Source organism: Paenibacillus sp. IHBB 3054, from assembly GCF_051594305.1.
In the GTDB taxonomy this organism is placed as follows: Bacteria; Bacillota; Bacilli; order Paenibacillales; family Paenibacillaceae; genus Paenibacillus_AQ.
Genome location: NZ_JBOFBG010000002.1, coordinates 255,289 through 273,082, shown reverse-complemented (window position 1 = coordinate 273,082; position 17,794 = coordinate 255,289). Strand labels below are relative to the sequence as shown.

The following is a 17,794-nucleotide window of genomic DNA, read 5'->3' as shown; positions in this document are numbered from 1 at the left end:
AAACGGAAATGATCAAACGGATTCAAGCATGGCTGAGCCGTAAAGACAGGCAGGAGCCACAGCCAGTCGAGATTTCACCGGACAACATTCCCCGGCATGTGGCTGTAATTATGGACGGCAATGGGCGCTGGGCTAAACGGCGTGGTTTGCCACGCATTGTCGGCCATCAGAATGGGATGAAAGCTGTAAAACGTGCAACAATTGCCGCCAATGACCTGGGCGTTGAGTTTTTGACCATGTACGCTTTTTCTACAGAGAACTGGAAACGTCCTAAGGATGAAGTTGACTTCCTGATGCGTTTGCCTGTGGAGTTCCTGGCCCTTGAACTGGACGAGCTGATTGAGAAAAACGTACAAGTGCGCGTGATGGGTGATACCGATGCTTTGCCTACACATACCCGGAAGGCGATGGAAGAAGCCGTTGCCCGGACACAAGGGAATACTGGACTTATATTAAATTTTGCCCTGAATTACGGAGGACGTAAAGAAATCGAGGATTGCATGCGCGGATTGGGTCAGGATATCCAAGCAGGCTTGCTGTCCCCGGATGAGATTACATCGGAGCTGATCGACAGCCGGCTGTTATCAGGCGGGCTGCCGGATCCGGATCTGCTGATCCGGACCAGTGGAGAGATGCGGCTCAGCAACTTTATGCTCTGGCAGGTCGCTTACAGTGAGCTCTGGTTTACAGACGTATTCTGGCCGGAGTTTGATAAAACGCATTTGCTGCAGGCTGTGGCGGAGTACCAGAGACGCACACGCCGTTATGGTGGACTGAAGTAGCCTGATGGGAGATGGAAATCTTTGAAGCAGCGATTGATTACCGGAATTGTTGCCGGAGCAGTGTTTTTGGGATTATGTTTTTTGGGCGGCTGGGCTTATCAGCTTTTGCTTGCCGGTATGGCGCTCATCGGGTTTTATGAATTTGTTAAAATGACAGGTGTCCGGGTGTTTGGTGGTACTGCGATACTTGGTTATGCTGCTGTAGCCTGCTACATGATTCCTTGGAGCCTGCTTGGAGTGAATCCATGGCTGTCCTGGGAACAAGGCATATGGCTTCTGCTGCTGCTGTTCCTGCTGGTGACGGTATTCAGTAAGAATAAGCAGGATATTAAGATTACTTCACTCCTGTTCACAGGGATTGTATACATAGGAATGGGCTTTTCCTATATGGCTGTGGCCCGAGCTGCGGGCGACGGTCATGGGCTCTTCTGGACCTTCCTTTTGCTGTGCTGCATTTGGGGCAGTGACGCAGGTGCTTATTTTGTAGGGAGAAGTATTGGGAGAAATAAGCTCTGGCCGGCAATCAGCCCCAATAAAACGGTAGAGGGAGCCCTTGGCGGGGTACTGATCTCTATCGTAATTTCCATTGTTTTCGCAATATTTGTTCCTGATCTGCTGACTTACGGACGCGCGCTGCTTATCGGTTTGTCCTGCGCTGTGCTCGGTCAGCTTGGAGATCTTGTACAATCTGCCTATAAACGGGTGTACGGTATTAAGGATTCAGGCTCGCTGCTGCCAGGTCATGGAGGAATTCTTGACCGCTGCGACAGCTGGATTATCGTATTTCCTTTCGTACATATCGTAATGCTTATGCCTTACTATTAAACGACGGGAAAGAAGGTTCACATATGAAGAAAATAAGTGTTCTCGGATCTACCGGCTCGATCGGCACTCAAACACTGGATGTAGTTGCAATGCATCCGGACTCTTTTGATGTTGATGGTTTGGCTGCAGGGAGCAATACCGCCCTGCTTCTGGAGCAGGTCCGCCGCTTTCAGCCTCGCCGAGTATCAGTGTCCACGAAAGAACTCGCTGAGCAGATCAGACCGGAGCTGCCTTCCGGTATTGAGCTTTTTTACGGAAGTGAGGGATTGGTAGAAATTGCTGCGGGTGGGGACGCTGATACGGTCGTCACGGCAGTGGTGGGCAGCGTGGGCTTGCAGTCAACGCTTGCTGCGATCGAAGCCGGACGGCATATTGGGCTAGCCAATAAGGAAACGCTTGTCACGGCAGGGCATTTGGTTACCGAGCTTGCCAACCGTAAAGGTGTTAAGCTGCTGCCCATCGACAGCGAGCACTCCGCAATTTTTCAATGTCTGAACGGTGAGAACCGCGAGGATGTTTCCAGCATTACCATCACCGCCTCCGGCGGGTCCTTCCGTGATTACACCCGCGAGCAGCTGAAGGAGGTTTCCGTAGAGGATGCGCTTCGCCACCCCAACTGGAGTATGGGAGCCAAAATAACAATTGATTCGGCAACCATGGTTAACAAAGGACTTGAGGTCATTGAAGCGCATTGGCTGTTCGGTCTGCCCTATGAGCAGGTAAATGTCCTGCTGCATCCGGAGAGTATCATTCACTCCTATGTAGAATTCCGGGACAGCAGTATTGTCGCCCAGCTCGGAAATCCGGATATGCGGGTCCCGATCCAATATGCGCTGACCTATCCGGAACGTTGGGAATCGCCTGCGGCGCGGCTGTCTCTTGCCGCAATAGGACGACTAACTTTCCGGGAAATGGATTTTGTGCGGTTTCCAGCCTTGAAGCTGGCGATTGAATGCGGGAAAGCGGGGGGGACGGCAACCACGGCCTTCAACGCGGCTAATGAAATTGCAGTTGCCCGTTTTCTCCGGCATGAGATTCCCTTCCTGCGTATTGAAGAGATTATTGAAGAAGTGCTCCAGCGCCTGGTGAATGTCAATCAACCGGATTTACAGCAGATTCAGCATTGCGATGAGATGACCCGGGAGCTTGCAGTTAAACTTTAAAATAAATCACTTTATTCACTTGGAAAATGGAAATATTTGCTTTGCCCTGAAAAATTGGGTGGGACAGTTGATTCTCTTGTGCAGGGCCTTGGAATAATGATAAATTAAGAGGACATACTTCGGTCTTACACCTTAAGGGGGAATGTAACGCATGGAAATGGTAAGAGTCGTCTTTTTAACGGTGTTCATGTTCTTTGTTTTGGTGACCGTGCATGAATGGGGGCATTATTATTTTGCCAAACGCGCGGGTATTCTTGTAAGAGAATTTGCTATCGGTTTCGGTCCGAAACTGTTTTCTTATAAACGCAATGAAACCCAGTTCACGCTTCGCCTGCTGCCTTTTGGCGGTTATGCACGGATGGCCGGTGAAGATCCCGAAATTATTGAGATCGGTCCAGGGCAGACGATTGCCGTAAGACTGGGACAGGATAACAAAGTTAAAAGCATCTTTCTAGACGCGCTCGATACCCGCAGAAATGTAATTCGTGGGGAAGCGCAATATACCGACCTTGAGAACGATCTGAAGATCCGCCTTGATGTCGATGGTGATGTAACCACTTATGATGTTCATCCACAGGCAATGATGATCAAACGGGGACAGCAGACACAGATTGCGCCCAAAGACCGTCAATTCGGCAGTAAAACTGTAGGTCAGCGTGCTTTGGCCATCGTTGCCGGGCCGGTGATGAACTTTCTGCTTGCTTTTGTGCTGTTTGCAGTACATCTGCAGATGGCTGGTATCGTCATTGAGAATCCAACCTTTGTGAAGATTGGAGATCTCAGCGAAGGAATGCCGGCTCAGGAAGCCGGAGTGCAAAAAGGTGACATTGTCGTCTCTATTAATGGAGAACAGATTGGCGGAGACTACCAGAAGATGATTTCATTAACTTCCGCCTCCAAAGGTAAAGAGATGCAGTGGACGCTTCAGCGTGGCGATGAAACCTTTAATGTGGCCATGATTCCCCGCAGTATGGAGGGCGAAGAAGGCGGCAAAGTGGGGATTACTCCTGAGTTGCCTACACGGCAGCCCGGTTTTGGCGAGACCATTACTAAATCAGGAACAGCCATGGTGGATTGGACCAAAACGATTTTTGTAAGTTTTAAAACACTGATTAATAACTTTAATATGGATGATATTTCAGGTCCGGTCGGAACAGCGAAGATGACGGGGCAAATCGCTCAGCAAGGCATTCAATACCTGACCTATTGGGCGGCTATTCTGAGCCTTTACCTCGGTATTTTTAACCTGCTGCCGATCCCTGCGCTTGATGGAAGCCGTCTCGTCTTCCTGGGTGTAGAAGCACTTCGCGGTAAGCCGGTAGATCCAAACCGTGAAGGGATGGTCCATTTTGTCGGATTTGCCTTGCTTTTCCTGGTCATGATCGCCGTTACCTATAATGATATCCTGCGGCTAATCACCGGTTGATTTTTACTTAAATGAATTAGAGCTTTGGCAGTCCCCGCAAAGGACTTGAACGATGTTGTGAAACCAAAGCCACACTTTGCAGGGCATTAGGAGGAGTTCCATCATATGGCAAAAGATAAGCAGTTTGTTACGGAAATCACCCCACAGAGCGAGGATTTCTCGCGCTGGTATATCGATGTAATCAAGAAAGCGGACCTGATGGATTACTCTCCGGTTCGCGGCTGTATTGTTTTCAAACCGGAGGGATACGAGATTTGGGAGCATATCCAGGAGGAAATGAACCGCCGCCTTAAGGCAACGGGCCACCGTAATGCTTATTTCCCGGTCTTCATTCCGGAAAGCTTCTTCCAGAAGGAGAAGGATCATATCGAGGGCTTTAATCCTGAGCTGCCTTGGGTTACGGAAGCTGGCGGTGATGTGCTGGAGGAACGTCTGGCGATTCGCCCGACCTCCGAAACCATGTTCGGGCACATGTATTCCAAATGGATTCAATCCTACCGCGATCTTCCGGTATTGATCAACCAATGGGCCAACGTAGTCCGCTGGGAGAAGCGTACGCTGCCGTTTATCCGTACCACAGAGTTCTTGTGGCAGGAAGGCCATACGGCGCATGAGAATGAAGCTGAGGCCCGCGAGGAAACGATGCGGATGCTTGAGAATTACCGTGATTTTGTCGAGACCTATTTGGCAATTCCTGTCATCACTGGACAGAAGACACCTTCCGAGCGTTTTGCCGGGGCGGTTGACACGTATTCTATAGAAGCCATGATGAAGGATGGACGAGCTGTACAGGCGGCAACCTCTCATTATCTGGGAACAAAGTTTGCTACAGCATTTGATATTCAATATTTAAGCCGTGACAATGTGCTGGAATATGTTCATACAACCTCATGGGGATCCACAACACGCCTAATCGGCTCGCTTATTATGGTGCACGGGGATGATCGTGGTTTGGCTTTGCCGCCTAAGGTCGCTCCAACACAGGTAATCATGATTCCAATCGGACCTCCTAAGACCCGTGAAGCGGTCATTGGCCGTACGGACGAGCTGTTCAAGGATCTGAAAGACGCAGGCATCCGTGTGCGTGTAGACGACCGTGCTGACGTTACTCCAGGCTGGAAATTCAATGAATACGAAATGCGTGGAGTGCCAGTCCGTCTTGAATTAGGCCCGCGTGATATGGAAAACGGGGTTTGTGTTCTGGTATCGCGTATTACAGGCGAGAAGAAAATCATCCAGCAGGAGAACCTTGTCGCAGAGGTTAATGCCATGCTGGAGCAAGTACACAATGAAATGTTTGAACGTGCGTTGAAATTCCGTGAGGACCACTTCTATTCGGTCGATACGTTAGCAGAAATGAAGGATTCGATGGAAGAACAGCGTGGTTTTGCTTTGGCAGGCTGGTGCGGTTCCGAAGAATGCGAGTCTAAAGTCAAGGAAGAAACGGGTGCAGGCAGCCGTAATATTCCGTTTGAGCCTGCGGTGAAGAAGGATACCTGTATTTGCTGCGGCATGCCCGCTGCGCATACGGTTGTTTTTGCCAAGGCGTATTAATTCTTTGTTCAATACTATATAATTCTTCAGTATCTGAATGTAGCTTCTGGGAGAGGAGTCGGCGGGCCGAAAGAACCCAATGCTTTCACCTCCCGGGAGCTTTTTAAAATAGTGGACTCAAGGCTTCTTAATGTTTTCTTTGGTTTGGGAATCAGTTTTTTTCAAAATATAAGAATTTATATGCCGCAGGCTATAAATTATCCTTCTATTTCTCGCTGAAACGGATACCGTCCTTTTGAGGACGGCGAAGCCGTTTCCACTTGTGGGGAGATTTTATTATCTGTGTAAAGTTAGGTGGGGAAGCATGGAACAGAACATGGAAAGAAGAAAAAGATTCGAGCTGTTGATGAAGCAGGGAGAGATTCCGCCTGCACTCATTGATCCCTACTTTTTGGACGGGCATATCGAACGTGTGGAAATCAGCCGCGGTAACCGGGACTGGCACATCGTCATTGCCAAAGATACTCTTGTTCCGGCACAGACCTACCGGACATTTTGTTTGAGAATGCGTGAGAAGCTGCAGCATATCGCCAAAGTCAGCTTCTTGTTTCTATATGATGAAAAAGTAAGCAGAGCAGAGCTTGTTCAGGAATACTGGGGCTTGTTTCTGGAATGGGCGCAGCGCGAGATCCCTTCGGTGAATGGTTGGCTGACCCGCTCCACTCAAGAGCTTCAAGACAGTACGCTTCTGCTCAGCCTAAATGATTCGATGTCTTTAGAGCTGGCCCGTAAAAAGGGAATCGAAGGCGCCATTATTAAATTTTACGATAAATATTTTGGCCTGTCCCTGAAAGTTAAGCTGCAGATTGCCGAGAACGAAAATAGCAAAGCGGATGCTTATGAAGAGTTCCAGCAGAAGCTTCAGCAGGAGCAGCGCGAGCTCGTTGAAATGATGATGATGGCCAGTGAGCCGGATGAACCCGTTGATGAGGGAGATCCGAATGAAGTCATTAAGCTTCAGGTCGGTTATGAAATCAAGGAGCAGGCTGTACCTATTCTGGAAATTCAGGATGAAGAGAAGAAAATCACGATTCAGGGTACGATCTTCGGTCTGGACAGCAAGGAGCTGCGCAACGGCAATACTCTGTTCACCTTCTGCATCACAGACTTTACTGATTCTCTGCAAATGAAGATGTTTGCGAAGACCAAAGAAGATCTGAAGGTTATGGGCCAGTTGGCCAATGGCAAATGGGTTAGAGCACGCGGCAAGGTTGAATATGACCGCTTTATGCAGATCCCGGAGCTCGTAATGATTCCATCGGATCTAAACGAAGTATCGGCACCGCCGGCACGTAAGGATAATGCGAAGCAGAAGCGGGTAGAATTTCATCTGCACACGACTATGAGCACGATGGACGCAGTGGCGCCAATTGACGCGTATGTCAAGACCGCAGCGAAGTGGGGGCACCCGGCAATTGCCGTCTCTGATCACGGGGTTGTGCAGAGCTTTCCGGACGCCAATCATGCCGCACATAAGCATAAGATCAAAATGATCTACGGCGTCGAGGCCAATGTGGTGAATGACTCGGTAAATATTGTGGAGAACGCACAGCCGCTGGACCTGAAGACCGCCACCTATGTCGTATTTGATATAGAAACCACCGGTTTGTCGATCACCCGGAATAATATTACCGAACTTGCTGCGATTAAAATGACCGGTGGCCAGGAGATCGACCGCTACTCAACGTTCGTGAATCCGCATGAGAAAATTCCATACCATATTCAGCAGCTGACCAATATTACTGATGAGATGGTTAAGGACGCTCCTGATTTGGAGCCGGTGCTGAAGAAATTTGTCGAGTTCATAGGCGATAGTATCCTGGTTGCCCATAACGCCAGATTTGATATGGGGTTCATTCAGGCTTCCCTGGTGAAAATGGGTCTGCCTGTGCTGCCCAATCCTTCTCTGGATACGTTGGAGCTGGCACGTCTGTTGTATCCGAGTATGAAGAACCACCGGCTGAATACGCTCGCCGACAAATATAAGGTTCTGCTGGAAAGCCATCACCGTGCGGTGGATGATACCATTGCTCTGGGAGGCATTCTGAACGGTCTGTTGGCCGATGCCGAGAAGCTGAAAGGGATGACCCGGCTTGACCGGCTGAATGATTATGTAGGCAATGATCTGTCGAACACCCGGCCGTTTCACTGCGGCATCTATGCACTCAATCCGACTGGTAAGAAGAACCTTTACAAGCTGATATCCATGTCGCATACGGAGTATTACAAGCGGGTTCCCTGCATACCCAAGTCTAAGCTCGAAGAGCACAGGGACGGTCTGCTGGTCATTTCCGGCTGCGAACGGGGCGAGTTCTTTGAGGCCGTGCTCAATAAGTCTACTGAAGAAGCAATGGAAGTTGCCCAGTTCTACGATATTCTCGAGATTCAGCCGCTGACGATGTACATGCATTTGGTGGACAAGGGATTCGTGGCCAGTGCAGAGGATTTACGGGGCGTAGTGCGCAAGGTTTGTGAGATCGGCGAACAGCTGAACAAGCCGGTTATTGCAACAGGCAATGTGCATTATCTAGAGCCGCGGGACAAGCTGTTCCGCGATATTACGATCCATGGGATTACAGGATTCAGCCCGCTCAAAGACCAGCGCAAGCCGGATGCCCATTTCCGGACCACGGAAGAAATGCTGGCCGAATTCGAATTCCTGGGCGCAGAAAAAGCAATGGAAGTTGTCGTCACCAATACGGTAGAGCTGGCTGACCGCTTTGAGGAATATGACCTGTTTCCGGACCAGCTGTTTACGCCGATTATCGAAGGCGCTGATGACGAAATCCGCAACACCTGCTATGAGACGGCAAAATCAATCTATGGTGAGGAATTGCCTGAGGTCGTCGTTGCCCGGCTGGAAAAAGAGCTGGCGCCGATTATCAAATTTGGTTTCTCTGCCAACTATCTGATTTCTGAGCGTCTTGTGAAAAAGTCGAACAAGGATGGCTACCTCGTAGGTTCCCGTGGTTCGGTAGGTTCGTCCGTAGTTGCCACCTTCCTCGGAATCTCCGAGGTAAATCCGCTGCCAGCTCATTATATATGTGTAAATCCGGAATGCCGGCATAGTGAATGGTTCCTCGACGGCAGCGTGCCAAGCGGCTTTGACCTGCCAGACAAGGTCTGCCCGGACTGTGGCGGCAAACTCAAGGGTGAAGGCCAGGATATCCCCTTTGAAACGTTTCTGGGCTTTAAGGGCGATAAGGTTCCCGATATCGACCTTAACTTTTCGGGTGAATATCAGCCGAACGCCCATAACTTTACCAAAACAATGTTTGGTCCGGACAACGTATTCCGTGCCGGCACCATCGGTACGGTAGCGGAGAAAACTGCCTTTGGATTCACGAAGAAATATGAGGAACATCATCAGAAGCGCTGGCGGGGAGCGGAAGTGGGACGTCTGGCCGCAGGCTGCACCGGGGTCAAGCGAAGCACTGGCCAGCATCCCGGCGGTATTGTCGTTTTGCCGGATTACATGGAGATAGAAGATATTACACCGGTGCAATTCCCGGCAGATGATGTCAATGCGGAATGGAAGACCACCCACTTTGACTATCATGCCTTTGATGCCAACCTGCTCAAGCTCGATATTCTGGGCCACGATGATCCGACAATGATGCGGATGCTGCAGGATTTAACAGGAGTGGACCCTACAACCATCCCGATGAACGATCCGAAGGTCATGAGCATGTTCAATTCCACAGATGCGCTTGAAGTGAGGCCTGACCAAATCCGGACCCCTGTGGCTACCTACGGAGTTCCGGAAATGGGGACGAAATTTGTCCGCCAGATGCTGGTGGAGTCGAAGCCTTCCAGCTTCGCCGACTTGCTGCAAATCTCCGGGCTGTCGCATGGTACGGGAGTATGGCTTGGCAATGCCCAGGAACTGATCAAGAACAACACCTGCAACATCAAGACAGTTATCGGCTGCCGCGATGATATTATGCTGTTCCTGATTTACAAGGCTGGAATGGATGCAGGACTGGCCTTCAAAATTACCGAGAGCGTACGTAAGGGGAAAGGGCTGTCTGCTGAATGGATCGAGGAAATGAAAAAGTGCAAGGTTCCTCAGTGGTACATTGATTCCTGCCTGAAAATCCAGTACATGTTCCCGAAGGCGCATGCCGCCGCCTATGTTATTTCCGCGGTCCGTACCGCCTACTTCAAGCTGTATCATCCTATTGAATATTATGCGACATACTTCACGGTGCGGGCCGCTGATTTTGATATAGAACTGTGCTGCCAGGGTTATGAAGCCATCGCCCGCCAGATTGTAGAAATTGAGCAGAAGGGCTTCCAGGCGCTTCCAAAGGAAAAAGCGATGCTGCCGATTCTTGAAATGGCGCTTGAGATGACAGCCCGAGGTTTTACTTTCAAAAATATTGATTTGTACCATTCCGACGCCAACAAATTTACTGTTGACGGCAAAAGCCTCATTCCACCGTTCTCTGCACTGGCGGGAATCGGTGAGAATGCCGCCTATAACATTGCCGCCGCCAAGGATGCCGGAGAGTTCCTCTCCATCGAGGATTTCCAGCAGAAGTCCAAGGCGAGTAAGACGGTAATTGAGCTGCTGACCGGGATGGGCTGCTTCCGCGGCCTGCCGGAAAGCAACCAGCTATCCTTGTTTTAAACTACAAATTGGGTGCCTGAAAAGAGGCAGTCAAGGGCTAGCACTTGTCAGTGCTGATGCACTATGGTATAATTTTTTTGGTAATAATGAGATAAGTCCGTTGTGTAAAGAGTGGGGAAACCCACTCTTTATCTTTGGTATATAGCAAAAGACAAGTTCGTGGAGGTTAATTTCTTTTGAGCACACCCAAATCCAAAATTAAACAAACGGTAGAGCAGATGCTCGGGTCCTATCTCGAGGACAATGGTTTCGAACTGGTGGACGTTGAATACGTGAAGGAAGGCTCCAACTGGTTTTTGCGCATATTCGTAGATAAAGAAGGCGGCATAGATATTGACGACTGCGGTGCCATCAGCGAATATTTCAGCTCAAAGCTGGACGAGAATGATCCTATACCCGAGGCTTATTTCCTTGAGGTTTCCTCGCCGGGTGCTGAGCGCCCGCTTAAGAAAGCGGCGGATGTTGCCAAAGCGGTAGGCAAGGACGTGTATGTGACAGTTTATGAGCCGATTCAGGGACTCAAAGAATTCGAAGGTCGTTTGCTCTCATTCGAGAACGAGGAACTGCTCATCTCCGCGGGCAAAAAAGAACATGTAGTACCGTATGCCAAAGTCGCCAGCGCGAGATTGGCCATTATTTTTTAACGTCTTGAAAGGGGGACCGGATTTTCATGAGTATGGATTTTATCGAAGCTATGAATGAACTGGAGAGGGAGAAAGGCATCAGCAAGGATGTGCTGTTTGAAGCCATCGAAGCTGCGCTGATCTCCAGCTATAAACGCAATTTTAATGCGGCGCAAAACGTGCGTGTGGACATGAATCGCAACACTGGCGTAATCAAGGTATTTGCCCGCAAGCTGATTGTTGAAGAGGTTCTGGATACCCGGACCGAAATCTCACTGCCGGCTGCACGGGAAATCAACCCGCACTTCCAGCTTGAGGATATCGCCGAGCTTGAAGTAACGCCGCGCGATTTCGGCCGTATCGCTGCCCAGACTGCCAAGCAGGTAGTCACCCAGCGTATTCGTGAAGCGGAGCGCGGACTTATCTATAACGCTTTTATCGACAAGGAAGATGATATCGTTACCGGGCTTGTACAGCGCCAGGATATGCGCAACATCTATGTTGACCTTGGCAAAATTGAAGCGGTTCTGCCGCTCAGCGAGCTGATGCCTGGAGAAAAGTTCAAGCAAAGCGAGCGCATCAAGGCTTATATCACCAAGGTGGAGAATACGACCAAAGGGCCGCAGATTATGTTGTCCCGCAGTCATCCCGGATTGTTGAAGCGTCTATTCGAGCTGGAGGTTCCGGAAATTTTTGACGGCGTGGTTGAAATTCGTTCTGTGGCCCGCGAAGCAGGCTTCCGTTCGAAAATTGCCGTCTTCTCGCGCAATCCCGAAGTGGATCCGGTTGGCTCCTGCGTAGGCCCAAGAGGCACACGCGTGCAGACCATCGTCACAGAGCTGCGCGGCGAGAAAATTGACATTGTCCGTTATTCTGAGGCTGTACAGGAATATGTGGCCAACGCGCTCAGCCCGTCCAAAGTGCTTGAAGTTCAAGTCTTTGAAGCGGAAAAAATGGCCCGTGTCATCGTGCCTGATTATCAATTGTCACTGGCGATCGGCATCAAGGGGCAGAATGCCCGTCTTGCTGCCAAACTGACCGGCTGGAAAATTGATATCAAGAGCGAGACCCAGGCAGAGCAGGAATACGGCAGACCTAGAACGGTAAGCGATGAAATGCATCAGGATTCCGTCTCCATTGATTAATTAACCTGCTCACTAGAGGGGAGGCGTTTATGATGAAGCAACGAAAGGTGCCGCTGCGCAAGTGCGTTGCCAGCCAGGAGATGATGCCCAAAAAAGAGCTGATTCGCGTGGTTAGAACGCCCGAGGGCGAAGTGCTGATCGACCTGACAGGCAAAAAGTCAGGCCGGGGCGCTTATATCTGCGGCAAGCTTGAATGCTTTAAACTGGCACAAAAGAATAAAGCACTTGACCGCGCGTTAAAATGTCAAGTGAGTCCTGAAATCTATGCCCAGCTTGCCCGGGATTTTGCATCCGTGGAGGAGCAATTTTTGGCAGCAAAGGATAGTGAGGACGATGAGTAAGGCACTTTCTTATTTAGGGCTTGCGATGAGAGCAGGCAAGATTGTCACCGGCGATGAGGCCGTGCTTAAAGCGGTACGGTCTTCAGAGGCGAAGCTGGTCGTTCTGGCGGGTGACGCTTCAGATAATACCCAAAAAAAGTTCCGTGATAAATGCGGAACCTACGATATTCCACTAGTAATCGCATTTCACCGGGATGAACTCGGTGCAAGTATTGGTAAAGACCAGCGCGTTGTGCTGGCCGTTACGGATAAAGGATTCGCGGAAATGATCTCCAAGCAACTCGGAGATACTGTCGGAGGTGGAGTTATTGACTAAAGAAGACAATAAAGATAAACTGCGCGTGTATGAATACGCGAAGTCTCTGAACATGAGCAGTAAAGAAATTATTACAATTCTGAAGCGTTTGGATGTCCCTGTGAATAATCATATGAGTGTCATGGAGAATGGCTCTGTGACCAAAGTAGAACAGTTCTTCAAGGATATTAAGTCAAACGCTGCAGCCAAGCGGGATCCCGGCACCAGCAGCCGGCCGGTAACTACCGGCTCGGTAACAGCCGAACCTCAAAATGCTCAGAATGCCAACAAAAATCAACCGGAAAAGCAGGTAGGTATGAACAGTAACCAAAACAACAACCAATCGACGACGTCCCCAAGGCCCCAAAGCGGACAAGATTCCCGCAGAACAACAACAGGATCCACTCAAAATTCCCGCCCTCAGGGCAGCTCCACTGGCAGCCGCCCGCAAGGCAGCTCCACTAGCAGCAGCCGTCCGCAAGGCAGCCGTCCGCAAGGCAGCTCTACTGGCGGCAACCGTCCGCAAGGCAGCTCGACCGGCGGCAGCCGTCCGCAAGGCAGCTCGACCGGCGGCAGCCGTCCGCAAGGTAGCTCGACCGGCGGCAGCCGTCCGCAAGGCAGCTCGACCGGCGGCAACCGTCCGCAAGGCAGCTCTACTGGCGGCAACCGTCCGCAAGGCGGCTCCACTGGCAGCCGTCCGCAAGCTCAAGGCGGTGCACCACACACTGGTGATAACCGTCCGCAAGCTCAAGGCGGCGGCACCGGCGGAGACTTCTCCCGTGGCGGTGGCGGTGGCGGTGACAGAGGCGCTAAGAGAAACACTACTGGCGGCAGACCGAACAACAACAGCGGCCAAAAGCGCTTTGAAGACGGCAAAGGCGGCAACTACCGCGGCCGTGGCGGCAAGAACAACCGTGGCAGAAACCAGTCAATGGAACGCCGCGAGAAGATTGACAATACACCGAAGAAAATTATCGTACGCGGCAGCATGACCGTTGGTGAAACTGCCAAGCTGCTTCATAAGGATGCTTCTGAAGTGATCAAGAAGCTGATCTCGATGGGTGTTATGGCAACCATCAACCAGGAACTTGATATTGACACCATTCTGCTGCTGGCCGGTGAGTTCGGCGTAGAAGTTGAAGTGAAGATTCCAGTGGATGAAGACAGCTTCGAGACCGTTGAAGAGAACGACTCCGAAGAGGATCTTCAGGCTCGTCCTCCGGTAGTAACGATCATGGGTCACGTTGACCATGGTAAAACAACATTGCTTGATGCCATTCGTTCCACGAACGTAACTGGCGGCGAAGCTGGCGGAATTACTCAGCATATCGGTGCTTATCAAGTTGAAATCAACCACAAGAAAATCACATTCCTGGATACACCGGGTCACGAAGCGTTCACCGCGATGCGTGCTCGTGGTGCCCAAGTAACAGATATGACGATTATCGTAGTTGCTGCCGATGATGGTGTAATGCCTCAGACGGTTGAAGCCATCAACCATGCAAAAGCTGCAGGTCTTCCGATTATCGTTGCAGTTAACAAAATCGACAAGCCGGGTGCAGACCCTGATAAGGTAAAGCAAGAGCTTACAAGCTATGAGCTGGTTCCGGAAGAGTGGGGCGGAGACACCATCTTCGTTAACCTGTCCGCCAAACAGCGCATCAACCTGGAAGAATTGCTGGAAATGATTCTGCTCGTTGCTGAAGTGAATGAGTACAAGGCTAACCCGGACAAACGGGCACGCGGTACTGTAATCGAAGCTGAGCTTGACAAGAACCGTGGACCGGTGGCCCGTATTCTCGTGCAGAACGGTACGCTGAAAGTCGGGGACGCTTTTGTAGCAGGTAACTGCTTCGGACGCGTACGCGCCATGGTTAATGACAAAGGACGCAAGATCAAGGAAGCAGGTCCTTCCACACCAGTGGAAATTACCGGTTTGACTGAGGTACCTCAGGCAGGCGATCCGTTTATGGCCTTTGAAGATGAGCGTAAAGCCCGTGCTATCGCGGACAGACGTTCTACAACCCAGCGCCAATCCGAGCTGAACACGAATACCCGTGTAACCTTGGATGACCTGTTCAAGCACATCAAGGATGGCGAGATCAAAGACCTGAACGTAATCATTAAAGCGGACGTGCAGGGATCGGTTGAAGCGCTGAAAGGCTCTTTGGCCAAGATCGAAGTCGAAGGTGTACGCGTGAAGATTATTCACAGCGGTGCAGGTGCCATTACGGAATCTGACATTACACTCGCTGCTGCATCCAATGCTATTGTTATCGGCTTCAATGTTCGTCCGGATGCCCAGACGAAAGCGGCTGCCGAGCAAGAAAAAGTGGATGTTCGTCTGCACAACATCATCTACAACGTAATTGAGGAAATTGAAAGTGCGATGAAAGGGATGCTTGATCCGATCTATAAAGAGAACGTTATCGGTCATGCAGAAGTGCGCAACGTCTTCAAAATCAGCAAAGTGGGTACCATTGCAGGTTGTATGGTTACTTCCGGCAAAATTGCCCGAAATGCTGAAATGCGCTTGATCCGCAGCGGTATCGTTGTCTTCCAAGGCAAGATCGACACCTTAAAACGTTTCAAAGATGATGCCAAAGAAGTGGCGCAGGGTTATGAATGTGGCATAACTTTGGAACGCTATAATGACGTCCAAGAGGGCGACATTATCGAAGCGTTCATTATGGAAACGGTAGAGCGCTAAGCGAAGAGGTGAATATAGATGTCTAAAATCAGAGCGGGACGGGTTGGCGAGCAGATCAAGAAAGAGCTGAGCCAGCTTATCCAAAGCGGACTGAAGGACCCGCGCATCGGGTTCGTAACAGTAACCGGCGTAGATGTAACGAACGATCTCTCGCAGGCCAAGGTATACCTGAGCGTGTTCGGAGATGAAGAGCAGAAGAGTGATTCGCTAAAAGCGATTGAGAAAGCCAATGGCTTTCTCCGCTCCGAGCTTGGCAAGGCGATCCGCCTGCGCCACACGCCTGAGCTGATCTTCAAGATGGACGAATCCGTTGCTTACGGAAGTCATATTGAGAAGCTGCTCGGCGAGATCGGCAAGAACGAAGAAAGTTAGGAAACATAAAGGAGACGGCGAATGCAGAGCTATGAACAAAGTCTCCAGCAGACCCGTAAGTTTCTGCTGGAACACGACGATTATCTTGTAGTGTCGCATGTTCAGCCGGACGGAGATGCAGTCAGCTCCACCCTCGCGGTGGGCTGGCTTCTCTCATGTCTGGGCAAAAAATATACTATGCTGAATGAAGGCCCGATTCCCAAACGGATGGAATACTTATGGCATGCCGATGAGATTGTCAATCTGGCGGAAGGTGAATTGCCCCGGAAGTACAGTAATGTCATTTGCGTCGATTGTGCAGATTTTCAGCGTGTGGGGCTGACCCAGCGCTTTTTTGCTCAGGATGCCCTTATCGCAAACATTGATCATCATCCCACCAATAACGGTTACGGATTCGTTACGTTGATTAAGCCGGATGCTGCTGCGACTGCGGAAATTTTGTTCGACCTGCTGAAGACATTTGAGGTGGAATGGGATATAGATATTGCTACAGCAATCTATACAGGATTGCTGACCGATACCGGCGGCTTCCGCTACACCAATACCTCACCTAAAGTGATGGCGGCTGTCTCTGAGCTGTTGGCACTGGGAGTTAATGGTCCCGAGCTGGCGGAGACGTTGCTGGAGGAAATGACATTAGCTCAAGTGAAGGTGCTGAACCGGGCACTGAACACTTTGCAATTAACTCCGCAGGGCGATGTTGCCTGGGTTTATGTAACACCACAGGATATGCTCGAATGTAATGCCGCCAATGAGGATCTTGAAGGCATTGTTAATTATCCGCGTAATATCCGCGGTGTGGAGGTCGGCATGCTGTTCAAGGTCATCGATGAGACTGCTGTGAAGGTCAGCCTGCGTTCGGCCGGCAAGGTCGATGTCGCGGCGCTGGCTCAAGTCTTTGGAGGCGGCGGACATACCCGTGCAGCAGGTGCCCGGGTTGAGGGTACGCTGGAGCAGGCAATACCACGGGTGCTGGAGGAGGTCAGACGTCTTTTATGAGTGAGCTTACAGGTGTTTTGGCTGTTTTTAAGCCTGCAGGGTACACTTCACATGATGTTGTAGCCAAAGCCCGGCGGATTCTTGGCATGAAGCGCATCGGACACACCGGAACTCTGGATCCTCAAGTGACAGGCGTATTACCGCTTTGTCTTGGAAGGGCAACCCGGGTTGTGGAGTATATCCAGGAGCTGCCTAAGGAATATGTGGCCACACTGAGACTAGGTATGGCAAGCGATACCGAAGACTTAACCGGAACCATTACGGAAACTGTGGATGAAGTGAAAGTTACCAAGGAAGAAGTTCTGGCGGTACTGAACTCCTTTAAAGGAGTAATCTCTCAGGTTCCCCCGATGTACTCGGCGGTGAAAGTGGAAGGCAAACGCCTCTATGAGTTGGCTAGAGAAGGCAAGACTGTAGAGCGCAAGAGCCGTGAAGTGGAGATTTACGAAATTGAGATGACGGATATGGTGTACAGCGGCAATTATCCTGATATTACCTTCCGTGTGCTGTGTTCCAAGGGTACATACATCCGTACGCTTTGCGTAGATATCGGCCGGGCGCTTGGAGTGCCCGGTGTGATGGTCAAGCTGGAACGGACGATGTCCGCAGGGATATCCGCCAATCACTGTCTAACCCTTGAGCAAATTGCCGAGCATAAAGAAGCAGGCACACTCGATGAACATCTGATCGCGGCGGACGAAGCGATTTCCCATCTGTCCCGGCATTCAGTAATGGATGAGAAGAGGAAGGCCGCCCTGCAGGGGCAGCGTCTTTCAACACGTTACGTAGCACCTGAAGTAAAGCAGGCCGGACATTTTCGGCTGTATGATCTACAGGGAGAGTTCCTGGGCATTTATGAATTGGATGACACAGGAGCTATAGCCCCTGTAAAGGTATTCGCACAAGCATAATATTAATTTTATTAG

13 protein-coding genes and 1 pseudogene are annotated in these 17,794 nt (G+C 50.5%); all 14 read left to right on the top strand.

The genetic code is table 11. The features are described from left to right. The first annotated feature begins 8 nt into the window (after positions 1-8). The 14 genes and pseudogenes from ACQ76X_RS04875 to truB all read left to right on the top strand — a co-directional run bounded on the left by ACQ76X_RS04875 (position 9) and on the right by truB (position 17,779). Positions 9-782 (top strand): isoprenyl transferase, encoded by a 774-nt coding sequence (locus tag ACQ76X_RS04875; protein WP_438491972.1) that lies wholly within the window; start codon positions 9-11, stop codon positions 780-782. 21 nt (positions 783-803) lie between these two features. Further along, positions 804-1,607, top strand: a complete 804-nt coding sequence (locus tag ACQ76X_RS04870; RefSeq protein WP_438491970.1) for a phosphatidate cytidylyltransferase — start codon at positions 804-806, stop codon at positions 1,605-1,607. 23 nt (positions 1,608-1,630) lie between these two features. Continuing rightward, on the top strand, positions 1,631-2,770 hold the full coding sequence (locus ACQ76X_RS04865; protein WP_438491968.1) for a 1-deoxy-D-xylulose-5-phosphate reductoisomerase: 1,140 nt from the start codon (positions 1,631-1,633) through the stop codon (positions 2,768-2,770). A 151-nt stretch (positions 2,771-2,921) separates the two neighbouring features. Beyond that, entirely contained in the window at positions 2,922-4,196 is a 1,275-nt protein-coding gene (gene rseP / locus ACQ76X_RS04860) for an RIP metalloprotease RseP (RefSeq protein WP_438491966.1), read from the top strand. A gap of 105 nt (positions 4,197-4,301) precedes the next feature. Beyond that, positions 4,302-5,750, top strand: coding sequence for a proline--tRNA ligase (gene proS / locus ACQ76X_RS04855; RefSeq protein WP_438491965.1), 1,449 nt, complete (start codon positions 4,302-4,304; stop codon positions 5,748-5,750). A 304-nt stretch (positions 5,751-6,054) separates the two neighbouring features. Beyond that, the gene (locus tag ACQ76X_RS04850) at positions 6,055-10,383 is read left to right on the top strand and encodes a PolC-type DNA polymerase III (RefSeq protein WP_438491963.1); all 4,329 of its coding nucleotides are present in this window, start codon (positions 6,055-6,057) and stop codon (positions 10,381-10,383) included. Between the two features lie 176 nt (positions 10,384-10,559). Continuing rightward, positions 10,560-11,027, top strand: coding sequence for a ribosome maturation factor RimP (gene rimP / locus ACQ76X_RS04845; protein ID WP_038593427.1), 468 nt, complete (start codon positions 10,560-10,562; stop codon positions 11,025-11,027). A gap of 26 nt (positions 11,028-11,053) precedes the next feature. After that, positions 11,054-12,151, top strand: a complete 1,098-nt coding sequence (gene nusA / locus ACQ76X_RS04840; protein WP_038593421.1) for a transcription termination factor NusA — start codon at positions 11,054-11,056, stop codon at positions 12,149-12,151. Positions 12,152-12,183: 32 nt separating this feature from the next. Further along, the gene (rnpM, locus tag ACQ76X_RS04835) at positions 12,184-12,492 is read left to right on the top strand and encodes an RNase P modulator RnpM (RefSeq protein ID WP_038593419.1); all 309 of its coding nucleotides are present in this window, start codon (positions 12,184-12,186) and stop codon (positions 12,490-12,492) included. Continuing rightward, positions 12,485-12,803 (top strand): annotated as a pseudogene (locus ACQ76X_RS04830) (YlxQ family RNA-binding protein); the annotation flags it as partial. The gene rnpM and the pseudogene ACQ76X_RS04830, both read left to right, overlap by 8 nt. Then, a complete protein-coding gene (gene infB, locus ACQ76X_RS04825) occupies positions 12,801-15,497 on the top strand; it encodes a translation initiation factor IF-2 (protein ID WP_438492112.1) in 2,697 nt (898 codons plus the stop codon). The pseudogene ACQ76X_RS04830 and the gene infB, both read left to right, overlap by 3 nt. Positions 15,498-15,515: 18 nt before the next feature. Further along, the gene (rbfA, locus tag ACQ76X_RS04820; protein WP_076110082.1) at positions 15,516-15,869 is read left to right on the top strand and encodes a 30S ribosome-binding factor RbfA; all 354 of its coding nucleotides are present in this window, start codon (positions 15,516-15,518) and stop codon (positions 15,867-15,869) included. Positions 15,870-15,890: 21 nt separating this feature from the next. Further along, the gene (locus tag ACQ76X_RS04815; RefSeq protein WP_438491960.1) at positions 15,891-16,868 is read left to right on the top strand and encodes a DHH family phosphoesterase; all 978 of its coding nucleotides are present in this window, start codon (positions 15,891-15,893) and stop codon (positions 16,866-16,868) included. After that, positions 16,865-17,779, top strand: coding sequence for a tRNA pseudouridine(55) synthase TruB (gene truB / locus ACQ76X_RS04810; protein ID WP_438491958.1), 915 nt, complete (start codon positions 16,865-16,867; stop codon positions 17,777-17,779). Before ACQ76X_RS04815 ends, truB begins: the two co-directional genes overlap by 4 nt. The last annotated feature ends 15 nt before the right edge of the window (positions 17,780-17,794 follow it).